Source organism: Erysipelothrix sp. HDW6A, from assembly GCF_011400295.1.
In the GTDB taxonomy this organism is placed as follows: domain Bacteria; phylum Bacillota_I; class Bacilli_A; order Erysipelotrichales; family Erysipelotrichaceae; genus Erysipelothrix.
On record NZ_CP049859.1, the window covers coordinates 1,847,719 to 1,860,985 of the forward strand.

Sequence of the window (13,267 nt, forward strand, 5' to 3'; positions counted from 1 at the left end):
TTAGTGTCTAAAATGACGCATTCCTGTAAATATGAGCGTCATATCGTATTTGTCAGCAAGTTCAATAACTTTAGGATCTTTTACTGAACCACCAGGTTGGATAATTGCTTTGATTCCATGTTTTTCACAGAGTTCAATAGTATCTTCAAAGAAGAATGCATCAGAAGCCATAACACTACCTTCAACTGGGAATAATGAGCGTTCAATAGCTTTCTCACAAGCCCAGAATCGTTGAACTTCACCATGACCTAATCCAAGTGTCATGTTGTTCTTAGCAACTACAATTGCGTTAGAAGCAAGTTGTTTACATGCTTTCCATGCAAATTCAAGCTGTTCTAACTCTTCTTCTGTTGGTTGACGTTTAGAAACAACTTCATATTTAGCTTCATCTATTAATGCTAAATCACGATCTTGAACTAATACACCATTTAGAACATCTTTGATAAGCATTGAATCTTCATGGTATTCTTGAATCTTAGGCATTTCAATGAGACGAACATTCTTTTTCTTCATAAGTTTTTCTTTAGCTTCATCAGTAAACGAAGGAGCTACAATCACTTCTAAGAAGATATCACCTAGTAGCATCGCTGTATCAAGTTCTACTGGACGATTTAATGCAATAATTCCTCCGAAAATTGATTCAGGATCACAATCACGTGCTTTCTCAAACGCTTCCTTAAGTGTTTCAGCACTACCAATTCCACTTGGGTTAGCATGTTTAACTGCAACTGCAGTAGGTGCTGTAAACTCTTGAAGAACACGAAGTGCACCCGTCATATCATTGATGTTGTTGTAGGATAGCTCTTTACCATGCAGTTGTGTAAACTCAATCGGTTCAGAAGCAGTAATTTCTTCGTAGTATGATGCTTTTTGATGTGGGTTTTCACCATAACGTAAGTCAGAAACTTTACGGTATGTTTTTGTCAATGTATTTGGTAATTCAATACCTTCCTCACGTAAGAAATATTGTGAAATTAATGCATCATAACTTGCTGTTATAGCAAATGCTTTTGATGCTAGATAATGATGAATATCAAGGTCATGACGTTGTAGTGCGTCAATTACTAAATCATAGTCATCTTTATCAGTAACAACATAGACATCACGATAATTCTTTGCTGCTGAGCGAATCATTGATGGTCCACCAATATCGATATTTTCTATAATATCGTTGTGAGTTTTACTGTCATCGCGAACTGTAGCTTCAAATGGGTATAAGTTACAAACAACCATATCAAAGAGTTCAATCCCTAAAGCTTTAACAGTATCCATATGCATGCCACAATCACGTTTTGCAAGAATACCACCGTGAATTGCAGGATGAAGTGTTTTAACACGACCGTTTAAAATTTCTGGGAATTCTGTAACTGAATTAACCTCTGTTACTTTAACGCCTTCTTCTAACAATAATTTATAAGTACCACCTGTCGATACGATTTCCCAATCTAGCTTAACTAATTCTTTTGCAAAATCAACAATACTTTCCTTGTCATAAACTGACATTAATACTCGTTTGCTCATATTCACTCTCCTATTAATACATGACGACCTTGAACGTGTAAGGCATCATTACAAAAATACTCAACAGACTTAACAATAATTTGATGTTCTTTTTCAAGGACACGTTTTGATAAAGTTTCAACTGTGTCATTAGGGTTTACCGCTACCACTTCTTGAAAAATAATTGGACCTTCATCCGCTAATTCAGTTACAAAATGTGTTGTAGCTCCTGTATAACGGACGCCATAGTCTAGAACTGCTTGAGCAACTCGTTCACCATAGAATCCTTTACCACAGAAACTAGGAATTAATGAAGGATGAATGTTAATCATCCTGTTTTCAAATGCATCAATGAGTTTCTTATCAATAATCTTTAAATAACCAGCTAAGACGATTCCATCCAAGTTAGCATCCATAAGTTTTTCATAGAGGGATGCATTGTAGTTCTCTTTATCAGGTATGAATGTTTCAACGCCATGGTTCTCAGCACGTTGAAGTCCGTATGCAGTTTTCTTATTTGAGACAACAAGGACTACTTCACCTTGTGTAAACTTAGCATCGAGTAAGGCCTGTAAATTACTACCATTTCCTGAGATTAAGACCGCTAATCGTTTTCTCATTGAATGATTATACCTTGATCGCCTTTTTCAACGATTCCAATTTCATACGCTCCTTCAGAAGCAAGAATCTCTAATGCTTGTGCTGCATTTTCCTTATCCACTGCAACAACCATTCCTACTCCCATATTAAATGTGTTCAACATTTCGTCTGTAGAAATCGATCCTGTTTCTTGAATTAATTTAAAGATTGCTGGTACTTTTAATGCTTTAAAACCAATGTTTGCTTGATATCCTTCTGGCAACATACGGGGTACGTTTTCAATCAAACCACCACCTGTAATGTGTGCAAGACCTAAAACTTCGACATGATCCATTAGATTCAATACAGCTTTTACATAAATTTTAGTTGGTGTCATTAAGACTTCACCTAAAGTTTTACCTGTGTTTTCAAACTCTGCATTTAGGTCTGTATTTTTTAATACATGACGAACTAATGAGAATCCATTACTGTGAACACCAGTACTTGGAATACCAATAAGAACAGTATTATCATTAATATCTTTACCAGTAATAATCTTATCTTTATCGACAACTCCAACTGCAAAGCCTGCTAAGTCATAGTCATCACCTTGATATACACCAGGCATTTCAGCAGTTTCACCACCGATAAGAGCCATTCCTGATTGTATGCATCCTTCACTAACACCTTCAACAACTTGTACTGTCTTCTCAGGTACAAGATGTCCTGTTGCAAGATAGTCAAGGAAGTATAGAGGTTTAGCACCTTGACATACAATGTCATTAACACACATCGCAACACAGTCAATTCCAACTGTGTTGTGGATGTTAAGTTCATATGCAAGTTTTACTTTAGTACCAACACCATCTGTTCCGGAAACCAATACAGGTTTCTCAATCCCATTTAAATCCAATTCAAATAATCCAGAGAACCCACCCAAATGTGATAGCACATTTGCAGTTTGTGTTCTTTTTACACTCGCTTTAATACGTTCAACATGTTCATAACCAGCTTCTTTATCAACACCTGCCGCTTTATATGTTTGTGACATTATTTCTTCTCTCCTTTAAATGGGCTTTTACCATCGAAATATTGGGTATAAAATTCTTGATTTCCACTTGCATCCTTTAATCCTTGTAATGATAAGAAATAGAGTGAATCGCAGCCTATTTCCTGACGCACTGTCTCTAAGCCTTTACCATAACAAAGTAAATCTTCCTTCTTAGGAATATCAATGCTGACATTATCTGAGAAGAGTACTGGAGGTGAAGAGACACGAATGTGGACTTCTTTTGCTCCTGCTTCTTTGAGTAACTTAACAACACGTTTAATGGTTGATCCACGTACAATGGAATCATCCACTAAGATTACACGTTTCCCTGTTATCAATTCTTTAACAACTGATAACTTTATCTTAATGCTTTGTTTTCTTTGAGCATCATCATTATTAATAAAAGTACGGGCAATATAACGATTCTTTACAAGTGCTTTTTGATAAGGAATCCCCGAAGCTTGAGAATATCCTAAGGCAGCAATCATTCCAGAATCTGGTGATCCGACTACTATATCTCCTTCTGTTGGCTTCTCTTCATATAAGTAGTGCCCCATCTTAATGCGAGCACCGTATACTGATATTCCATCAATATGTGAATCAGGACGGGCAATATATACAAGTTCGAAGAGACATAAGTGATGACTTGAGAATGCTGCATCACTGCAGTGCATTCCTTCTTTGGTGATTGTAATTGATTCACCAGGTTTCACATCACGTACTATAGTTCCACCCATTGTATCGATAACACATGATTCTGAACATACAATCCATGTATTATCGACCTTACCAATGATAAGTGGCTTAATTCCATAAGGATCTCGTGAACATACAAGACGAGTTGGCGTTACACTTACATGAGCAAATGCAGCAGCAGATTCAGAGAATCGTTTCCCATCAAAAGCTGCCATTGTATTATTGATCATCTTAGGTAACGGTTCTTGAGATTTCTTTTCTTCAGTAAAGGCATAATTAATAAATCCAATGCCTGAGTTTGTCGATACGATAGGATAGTTATGATCTCCTATTACTCCTGGGTAATGGTAAATTTCAGGTTTTCCATCAACATAGTATCCTAAGCCAACACTATCTTGTCCTCGGTGTTGGAGTCCATACATTCCTTCAATAAGACTTGGATACACATCCTCGCCACTAAAAGAAATGCAGCCAATGATACCACTCATCTACAATTCAAGGCTTGCGTCCATTGCGCAAACCTTCTCCTTCATTGTTTCTTTATAATGGATTAATTTGTTTTTTAACTCTGTATTTCCAATTGCTAGCATTTGAATAGCAAGAAGTGCTGCATTCGTACCGCCATCAATTGCTACTGTAGCAACAGGAACACCACTTGGCATTTGTACTGTTGAAAGTAGTGCATCAAGACCATCAAGTGTACTTGATTTAATAGGAACTCCAATAACTGGTTGAGTAACCATTCCAGCTAGAACTCCTGCAAGATGAGCTGCTTTACCTGCCATCGCAATATAAACATCAGTATCATCTTTTTGTGCTTCACAATACTCTTGGAGTACAGTGAGGGCACGGTGAGCGGAAATTACACGCACTTCGTAATTAACGCCAAATTCTTTGAGCACTTCAACACATGATGATCCAATGTGTTGATCACTTGCGCTCCCCATGATTAATGAAACCTTCATATTTTCCTCCTTATATAAAGTAGTTCAATAATGTACTTAACAGAACTTCGTTGTTTTCAATTTGAGTAATTGTACCAACAACATGACCATCCTTGCTTTGTAGACCTAAGACCATTGGTTCCTCTCCCAATGTTTCTTCTGAAACGAGGAAACATGATTCCTTACTATCTGTTTCAACGTTGATGTAGAAGCCATTGAGGCTTACTGCGACATCTTGTCCTGACATTCCTTGGAACAAGACATTACGATTGTTTGCAACACGTGCAATTAAATCTTTAGAAATAAACTTGTGATATTTGCTTGCTGTAACCTTAGTATTTCCTTGGAAATATCCAGTATTTACTAAACCAACAAAACCAGCACCACTTCCTAAGACAACACCCTGGCGACGAATTAATTTATTAATTGTGTCTTTTACAAGAGGGTGTGTTAAGAACACTTGATAGTATGTACCGCTATTCATAACGTTGTTAATCATCTTATATCCATCTGCTAAGAAAAGTGTATTTGATTCGCTAAGCTTCTCTGCAAATTCTTGGATAGATACTTCATAGTTTTCATGATTAATAACCACAAATTCGTGTTCAATATTTAGATTCTTAAGATTGAGCTCAAGATCAATATCACCTGTAACTCCACTTAAAACTGGGATAATCATCTTACATTTTTGAATATGTTTTCTCATCGTTTTAGGATGTTGTTCTTGCTTGATAGCAACTTTCTTCCACTCTGTATTACGATATACTTCTTTAAGTGGTTTTTCCCAAGCACTAATTTTCTCTTCAAGACTTTCATCAATGTCGCCTGCTGTGACACTTGCGATAACTGTGTAATCCAATCCTTCTAAGATTTCTGGATTTTCTACTTGAACTAAGAGTGACCCTGGCATGATGCCTTCTTGAGGTGTGATGTCATAACTTACTGCACGACGATCTTCTGCACTCATTTCAAAGATTTCATGTTCAATTGAACGGGTAATTGATGATGCTGCAAAAATTTTTCCTGCATCATTTAATTCTTTAATTGTATTCATTGTACGAACATAGTGATCCATATCAATTAATGCATCATGAGTATAGCCACTATTAACCAAGACAATTTTTGATGTTACATCTTTCAATACACGATTGTTTAGCTTATTTACTGGTGTTGTTTGAACTGCAAAACATAGTAGACTTGGTGGAACATCGATATCATCAAAGCTTCCACTCATACTATCTTTACCACCAAGCGCTGGAATATTAAGTTCTTTCATCACTTTGAAAGCTCCTAATAGAGCTGCTAATGGTTTACCCCAACGAACTGGGTCTTTACCTAAGCTCTCAAAGTATTCTTGATAACTTAAACGAATTTTATCCACTGAACCACCCATTGCTACTACTTTTGTGATTGCATCGATTGTTGCTATATAACCTGCATGGAATGGACTTGTTTCTGAAATAAATGGATTATAACCGTGAGTCATAATTGAAGCAGTTTTTGATAAACCTGTTGATACTGGAATTGGTGCAGACATTCCTTCTGCAGGTGTTAACTCTGTAAAGCGTAAGCCTTGTTGATTAAATTGTTCTGCTAAACCTCGTTGAGATGCAAGGTTAATGCTATCCATATTTGTTGCGACTGCTTTTGATTCAATACGAACTTCAGCATGTTTATCTGTACCATTACTTGATAAGAATTCACGACTTAACTTAATTACAGTCTTACCTTTGTGAATCATTTCCATAAAGCCATTATCTGTAACTTCCGCAATTTCTACACAGTCACAATCTTCTAATTCTGCATATTGCTTAAATTCTTCAACATCATTATGATCAACAACTACTACCATACGTTCTTGAGATTCTGATAGTGCGATTTCGCCACCGTGTAATCCTTCATATTTTAACGGAACAGCATCAAGGTTAATCTTCAAGCTGTCTGCTAGTTCACCAACAGCTACAGATACTCCACCTGCTCCCATATCATTACAACGTTTGATTAATTGAATTGCTTGTGGGTTTCTAAAGAGTCTGACAATCTTACGTTCAATCATTGGATTCCCTTTTTGAACTTCAGCTCCTACTGATTCCATTGCATCTTTCTTTACAGTCTTCGATGATCCAACTGCAGCACCCAATCCATCACGACCTGTACGAGCTCCTAAAAGCAAGATACGATCACCAGGAGTTGGAATACTCTTTTGAACTACATCACTTGGTACAGAAGCAACAAGTGCTCCCAGTTCAAGACGTTTTGCTTCAAAGCCATCATGGTAATACTCTTTTACATATCCACCTTCAATACCCATTTGGTTTAGATAGTCTGTATAGCCATCAGTTGCTTTTTGACATATTTGACGTTGACTTAATTTTAATGGACGTGTACTTGCATATGGTAATGTAGGGTTCTTAGCTCCTGTAATACGCATTGCTTGATATACATATCCACGACCTGACAATGGATCACGTACTCCACCACCAATACAGGTTGATGCTCCTCCGTAAGGTTCAATCTCTGTTGGGTGATTGTGTGTTTCATTTTTGAAAAGTAATAAGGTATCTTCACCATCAATATCAACATGAATACTTGCAGCGTTTACTTCTTCTGATTCATCAAGATCTTCTAATAATCCTTTTTGACGAATCTCTTTAGCATTGATTGTCGCAACATTCATTAGTGATATTGGTTTATGTGTTGATTGTGTTGATTCACGTGTTTCTAAATATGATTCCCAAGCTTCTGTAATTAAGTCCTTGTATTGACCTTCAATTGAAACGGAATCAAGGTGAGTTAAGAAAGTTGTGTGACGGCAGTGATCTGACCAATAGGTATCAATTACTTTTAATTCAGTTCTATTGGGATTACGTCCTTCTTTCTTAAAGTATGCTTGTGTAAACTTCATATCCTCAAGATCCATTGCAAAGTCTTTATTGAACTCTTGAATTTCTTTATCACCCATAGTGATAAATCCTTTAATTGGATCTAAGTCAGAAGTATCAAGGTTTTGTGTTGATTTCTTTTCACCATACACTTCAAGCTCTACAGGATTAATGTAGTATTTTTTGAATGTTTCAAAATCTTCTGCATTAATACCTTCTAAAGAACAAATCATTGAATGAGAAACATTCACTGAACGCATTCCCATCATTTTCTTTACCATGTATTCTACTTCATCTTGCAAAGCATCGTATTGACCTTGTAGATAACGCACATGTAAGTGTGTATCTGGTAAAGTTGGTAAGGTTGTTGTAATGATATTTGATCCTTCGTCAAAGACTCTTTCTTTGATAACGTCCATGTGTTTTGGAGTAGCATTATCAAATTCAAAAATGTGGAAAATTTGAATTCCTACTAATGAATGTAGATTTAAGAATGTTTTTGCTTCGTTTGTTAGAAAATTTGATTCAGTAGCATCCAGTCCGTTGCGATTTGTAACAATGAGTTGACCCATAATTCCTCCTTGTATGTTCACTCTATTTTTCATATTTAAAACAACTATTTTTGATTTAATACTTTGTCGATGAGTTCAAATGGTTTCAGTACGCTTCCGTTTTCAGAAACACGCATATTACCGCTTGATAGTTCATCAATCAACATAATCTCGTTTGTTTCTTGGTTTCTACCGAACTCAAGTTTAATATCGAGTAAATCAATTCCATAGTTGTTGAATTCTGCTTTAATTTGTTTTGAGATATCTTGTGTCTTCGTTACAAGATCGTTATATTCTTCTGCACTCATGATGCCTAAAACTTCAAGACCTGCTTGAGTAATAAGTGGATCGTTACGATCATCATCTTTTAATGTGATTTCTACATAGGCAGGTAAGACTGTACCATCTTCTACATAGTCACCATAACGACGAATAAAACTTCCTGTTGCTACAAAACGACAAATTACTTCAACTCCATGACCAAACATAGTAGCTGGTAATACTGTCATTGTTGCATTATCTACATCACAGTCTACATAGTGTGTAGCTACGCCATTATTGTTTAATAGTTCAAATAGATACTTGGATAGTTTCAGGTTTTCCTTACCAATCCCTGAAAGTGTTAATCCTACAGTGTTTGCACCTGGATCAAAGACTCCATCTGTACCTGTTACATCATCTTTGAAAAGCAGTTGTAATGTGCCATTATCATTTTGATAAACATCTTTTGTTTTACCTTTTTTGACTAAAATCATCTTTGTCCTCCTTAAGATAGATTTCGCTCGAAAAAACAAAAATAAGCCCAGAGAAGGCAGGCTTAGCGAAACCTACCCCTCTGGGCTTTTATCCCTTAGGTGTGACATAAGATGTCTGTACCGCTTGGACCAGCAAGCTTTGCTCCGGAACCCTAGGTACACTTTCGCCCATATACATGAGCATATTTAGTTTTTACATTACCAATATAACAACACTAATAAGCGATGTCAACACAGCCTTTTGAAAAAATTTTCACCAAAATAATCAGTATGAATCTTCAAATATTTTCTTAAAATCACTCGCTAATGCGTTTAAGTACATTTCTTAGATAAAATTACCACCTTTCAACTATTTATTTTCTCTTGTGTTTTTCACTTAGTGTCCAAGCATTGTAGGCGTGTATGCCAGTTATCGATAATAATTCACAAACTTTTGTGAATGCTGAATCAAGAGTCATTGGTTCGTTGATAATATCTAAGATAAGATCAATACCATCTTGTTTAAGTGTATGGGCGTCTTCAGACTGACTTCCTACGATAGCTATTACTGGTTTATTGAATCTTTTGGCAACTTTCGCAATGCCATAGGGAACTTTCCCGTTCTTGGTTTGTGCGTCAATTCTACCTTCACCAGTGATTACTAAATCTGCATTCTTAATTTTATCTTCTAGCTTTAATATCTCTATCATTGTATCCATGCCATTATTAATTTCCGCATGTGTCAAAGCAAGTAATCCTGCTCCAAGTCCCCCTGCAGCACCTGCACCTGGCACATCTAATATATCTTTTGACGCATAGGATTCCATTATTTTTCCTAAATGAAGTATTGCTGAGTCAAAGCGTTCAATTTCTTCTTTTAATACCCCTTTTTGAGGTCCATAGATTGCACTTGCACCATTACTTCCACATAGTGGATTTTGCACATCTGTTAAGACATGAATTTGAAGCTCTTTTAGTCTTGGATCAACATCTTTATCGTCAAGTGATTCTATTGTTTCGAAGCCAAAAACATCATTGGTAATTTCTTCCTTATCAGAATCTAAGAAGCGATATCCTAACGCTCTTGCCATACCGAGTCCAGCATCATTGGTAGCACTACCCCCAAGTCCAATATAGAGTGTTGTACAGCCTTTAGACATAGCATCGAGTATTTGTTCACCCAAACCATAAGTGCTCGCAAAACGTGGTTGTAAGTCCTGTGAATTCAGTAATGCAAGACCTGAAGTTTCAGCTACTTCGAGATAAGCACTCGTGTCTTTGATACCATACCGTGACTGAACAGCTTTCCCCATAGGACCTGTAACTTCCATCTCAACAAACTTACCACCATTACTTGAGATAATGCTTGCGACAGTACCTTCACCACCATCAGCAATCGCAACTACCTCAAGTTCTACACTATTATCGACACTACGGATTCCTCGGGCTATTGCTTGACCTACTTCTAAAGAAGTAGCACTGCCTTTAAACGAATCCGAAACAATTAATATTTTTTCTACCATTCTTTGCTCCTTTTCATTTCAAATAAAGGTATAATTATTCTATATGGAGGAATGTTATGACACTTATTAGATACGCTACACTTGATGATTTGGATGAAATTATGCTCATCATCATGCAAGCAAAACAATCACTTAAAGAAGCTGGCATTCCTCAGTGGCAAACTGGTTCTCCTAATGAAGCGACCATTTGCCATGACATCCATAACAATCATACCATTGTCATGTGTGAAGAAGATAGAATAATTGCTACTGTAGCACTACTTTTTGAAGAAGAACCCAGCTACAAGACATTAAAAGGTGGCTCATGGTTGCAAGATAATGCTTATGCTACAATTCATCGTATTGCGGTTGCAAGTAATGCAACGCAACAATCCATTGCAACATCACTCATCAATCACTGTATAGACTTGACTCGTAAACAAGCTCTAGCAAGCCTTAGAATTGATACTCACACTGAGAATACAAAAATGTTAGGATTGATTCGCAAATTTCCATTTGAGAAATGTGGCATGATTACTTTAAGCGATGGAAGTCCACGTCTTGCCTTTGAAATGCTTGTATAAAAAAGAGTGAGGTTTACTCACTCCAAATATTAATCTTCTCTGTTTTAGCTTTTGCTTCTGCAGTTTCTAATAATTTTAATAAATCAGTGTCAACTGTTTTCTTGTTGACATACTTTATAATGGCAAGACCTTCTGATACTAATATTTCTTGAAGTAATTCATCATCAACATAAACCCAAGCAAGTTGTCGACCATACTTGTCATTTTCATTCCCAACATCTTGTTTAAAGCTGATTGACTGCGCATTCTTTAATAAGCTACATGTACGGTTGCTGGCTTCTTTACCATACGGTTGCACAGGTGTATTTGGTTTAACTGTCTCTGGTGTATCAATTGCGAGCATTCTCACAGTTGTCTCACCATAAGCGAAGGTATCACCATCAATACATCGTATGTTTTCCTGTGTTTCCGCAAAAGAAGCAGGAACTGAATTGTTCTTAATAAATAAATCTTGGTTATTAACAAGCCATGCACCCGCTGCCACTAATACTACAAGTACTAAGGCAACTCCTGGATTCTTGACATTCTTCTTAATAAACTTTTCTGCTTGATTTTGTTGTGACTTCGTAATTCGTTTCTTAGACATACATTCCCCTTCTATAATCCTTAGGTATCATATCATAGATTTGAAGTTGATTCGTGAAGTTTGAAGTCTGATTTGGTTTTTTTGAAATCCTTGTTCCAGAGAATCAGCGAGAACGGAAGTGTGATTATTTCTGTTAGCGGTACTGCCAACCAAAGAGCACTTGCATTTGGGAATCCATTCATAATAAATAACATTGGAACTAAGATAATGAACGATCTGAAAAGAGAAATAAGAACTGAGAATAGTACCGAATGTTTCGCTTCAAATATTGATGCGGTTGCGACATTCACTCCCGTAACACAATATGAAAAGAAGAAGTAGGTAATTGCCGTAAAACAGAGTGCAATAACTTCTGTATCGTGTGCTTCTACAAATATTCCGATAACTGTTGAACGTGTGACTAATAAGAGACCGTAGCTTACTAGTCCAAAGACAATGCTTAAGATGACTGAAAAGTTATAGACTTCTTTAATGCTTTCGATGTCATGCTCGCCATAGAATCGACTTACTAATGGTTGAGTACCTTGACCAATACCTAAAAAGACCGAAAGTAGAATTAAGTTAATATAACCAATCACTCCAAATGCCGCAAGACCTTCCGCACCCATTGATTTCGCAATAAAAAGATTCATTAAGAAACTCATAAGTCCTAGTGAGAACTCAATCGAAAAGGAAGGAAGACCACCTACTAAGATATCATTGATATACGATACCTTTGGACGTACTTTTTCAATGTAGAGATCACCCTTTTTAAAGATAAAGTGTGGAAGAAGTAATGCAATACCAATGACTGGGCCAAGTCCTGTTGCAATGGCAGCACCCGCAATCCCCATTTTCATTGGACCCATAAAAATGTAATCAAGAACGATGTTTGCAAGGGCACCAATCACTTGAGCAAACATTGCAAGGTTAGGTTTACCATCGTTACGAATCCATGTCCCCAAGGCATAGTTTAAGGTAAAGAACGGTACAAACATCATGAACCATGTAAAGTAGTTCAGAGCTTCTTCATAAATTTCTGGAGTAGCTCCTAATAAAGTTACAATCGAGTTTCTAAATACCATTGAACCAATAAGTATTAAGATAGAAATACCAATAACAAAATAGAATCCTTGATTAAAATAATAACGAGATTCTTCAAGATTGTTACGACCTTTTTGAATAGAGATATGAATACCACCGCCAATAGCAATCATTAAACTCAAGGCAATTAAGATTTCCACCACTGGCACAACAGTAGTAACTGCCGCAAGTGATTTCGCTCCTAACATCTTTGATACAAAGATCCCATCAACTACAATATACAGTGAATTTGCTACCAAACCTAAGATGCCTGGGATGGCATAGGTCATGATTTCTTTACGAATAGATTTTTCCATATTTTTCCTCCTAAAAAAAATAGGTCAGTGTTGTGAACACTGGCCTATCTCACAAGATTATCCTCGGCAGGATTTTATGTAGTCACATTATTATACAACAACATGAAGCAAAGTCAAATATTGGAAAACGATTTATGTTATAATTCAAATATAGAAATTAATTGAATAAGATATTGTACACACATTAACTATTTATTGATGAAAACATTGGCAATATATGAAGTTTTTATTATAAATTGTTAATAATTCGCTTATTTGACTTGAATGACAAGACAGCTT

Annotated in this window: 11 protein-coding genes; 1 reads left to right on the top strand and 10 read right to left on the bottom strand. The window is 36.4% G+C overall.

All coding sequences use genetic code 11. From position 1 onward, the window contains the following. From purH to G7059_RS09510, 8 genes are all read right to left on the bottom strand, one after another. Positions 1-1,521 carry a bifunctional phosphoribosylaminoimidazolecarboxamide formyltransferase/IMP cyclohydrolase gene (gene purH, locus G7059_RS09475; RefSeq protein ID WP_166081857.1) on the bottom strand — a complete coding sequence of 507 codons (1,521 nt, stop codon included), beginning with the start codon at positions 1,519-1,521 and terminating at the stop codon, positions 1-3. Positions 1,522-1,523: 2 nt separating this feature from the next. After that, positions 1,524-2,120 carry a phosphoribosylglycinamide formyltransferase gene (gene purN, locus G7059_RS09480; protein ID WP_166081858.1) on the bottom strand — a complete coding sequence of 199 codons (597 nt, stop codon included), beginning with the start codon at positions 2,118-2,120 and terminating at the stop codon, positions 1,524-1,526. Next, positions 2,117-3,130, bottom strand: a complete 1,014-nt coding sequence (gene purM / locus G7059_RS09485; RefSeq protein ID WP_166081859.1) for a phosphoribosylformylglycinamidine cyclo-ligase — start codon at positions 3,128-3,130, stop codon at positions 2,117-2,119. Before purM ends, purN begins: the two co-directional genes overlap by 4 nt. Beyond that, a complete protein-coding gene (locus tag G7059_RS09490; RefSeq protein ID WP_166081860.1) occupies positions 3,130-4,314 on the bottom strand; it encodes an amidophosphoribosyltransferase in 1,185 nt (394 codons plus the stop codon). The genes purM and G7059_RS09490 overlap by 1 nt, the downstream gene beginning before the upstream one ends. Beyond that, positions 4,315-4,791 carry a 5-(carboxyamino)imidazole ribonucleotide mutase gene (gene purE, locus G7059_RS09495; RefSeq protein WP_166081861.1) on the bottom strand — a complete coding sequence of 159 codons (477 nt, stop codon included), beginning with the start codon at positions 4,789-4,791 and terminating at the stop codon, positions 4,315-4,317. Between the two features lie 10 nt (positions 4,792-4,801). Beyond that, a complete protein-coding gene (locus G7059_RS09500) occupies positions 4,802-8,224 on the bottom strand; it encodes an AIR synthase-related protein (protein ID WP_166081862.1) in 3,423 nt (1,140 codons plus the stop codon). A gap of 44 nt (positions 8,225-8,268) precedes the next feature. After that, positions 8,269-8,958 (bottom strand): phosphoribosylaminoimidazolesuccinocarboxamide synthase, encoded by a 690-nt coding sequence (locus tag G7059_RS09505; RefSeq protein WP_166081863.1) that lies wholly within the window; start codon positions 8,956-8,958, stop codon positions 8,269-8,271. A gap of 353 nt (positions 8,959-9,311) precedes the next feature. After that, positions 9,312-10,460 carry a glycerate kinase gene (locus G7059_RS09510; protein WP_166081864.1) on the bottom strand — a complete coding sequence of 383 codons (1,149 nt, stop codon included), beginning with the start codon at positions 10,458-10,460 and terminating at the stop codon, positions 9,312-9,314. Between the two features lie 56 nt (positions 10,461-10,516). On the opposite strand from G7059_RS09510, the gene G7059_RS09515 reads away from it, so the two are divergent. Then, a complete protein-coding gene (locus tag G7059_RS09515) occupies positions 10,517-11,023 on the top strand; it encodes a GNAT family N-acetyltransferase (protein WP_166081865.1) in 507 nt (168 codons plus the stop codon). Positions 11,024-11,036: 13 nt separating this feature from the next. On the opposite strand, the gene G7059_RS09520 is transcribed toward G7059_RS09515, so the two are convergent. Continuing rightward, positions 11,037-11,609, bottom strand: coding sequence for a thermonuclease family protein (locus G7059_RS09520; RefSeq protein WP_166081866.1), 573 nt, complete (start codon positions 11,607-11,609; stop codon positions 11,037-11,039). 32 nt (positions 11,610-11,641) lie between these two features. Further along, entirely contained in the window at positions 11,642-12,988 is a 1,347-nt protein-coding gene (locus tag G7059_RS09525) for an MATE family efflux transporter (protein WP_166081868.1), read from the bottom strand. Positions 12,989-13,267: the final 279 nt, after the last annotated feature.

What these genes read in the sequence shown, in the direction of transcription:
- purH (WP_166081857.1), bottom strand. Translation starts at nt 1,521, where the DNA reads ATGAGCAAACGAGTATTAATGTCAGTTTATGACAAGGAAAGTATTGTT.
- purN (WP_166081858.1), bottom strand. Translation starts at nt 2,120, where the DNA reads ATGAGAAAACGATTAGCGGTCTTAATCTCAGGAAATGGTAGTAATTTA.
- purM (WP_166081859.1), bottom strand. Translation starts at nt 3,130, where the DNA reads ATGTCACAAACATATAAAGCGGCAGGTGTTGATAAAGAAGCTGGTTAT.
- G7059_RS09490 (WP_166081860.1), bottom strand. Translation starts at nt 4,314, where the DNA reads ATGAGTGGTATCATTGGCTGCATTTCTTTTAGTGGCGAGGATGTGTAT.
- purE (WP_166081861.1), bottom strand. Translation starts at nt 4,791, where the DNA reads ATGAAGGTTTCATTAATCATGGGGAGCGCAAGTGATCAACACATTGGA.
- G7059_RS09500 (WP_166081862.1), bottom strand. Translation starts at nt 8,224, where the DNA reads ATGGGTCAACTCATTGTTACAAATCGCAACGGACTGGATGCTACTGAA.
- G7059_RS09505 (WP_166081863.1), bottom strand. Translation starts at nt 8,958, where the DNA reads ATGATTTTAGTCAAAAAAGGTAAAACAAAAGATGTTTATCAAAATGAT.
- G7059_RS09510 (WP_166081864.1), bottom strand. Translation starts at nt 10,460, where the DNA reads ATGGTAGAAAAAATATTAATTGTTTCGGATTCGTTTAAAGGCAGTGCT.
- G7059_RS09515 (WP_166081865.1), top strand. Translation starts at nt 10,517, where the DNA reads ATGACACTTATTAGATACGCTACACTTGATGATTTGGATGAAATTATG.
- G7059_RS09520 (WP_166081866.1), bottom strand. Translation starts at nt 11,609, where the DNA reads ATGTCTAAGAAACGAATTACGAAGTCACAACAAAATCAAGCAGAAAAG.
- G7059_RS09525 (WP_166081868.1), bottom strand. Translation starts at nt 12,988, where the DNA reads ATGGAAAAATCTATTCGTAAAGAAATCATGACCTATGCCATCCCAGGC.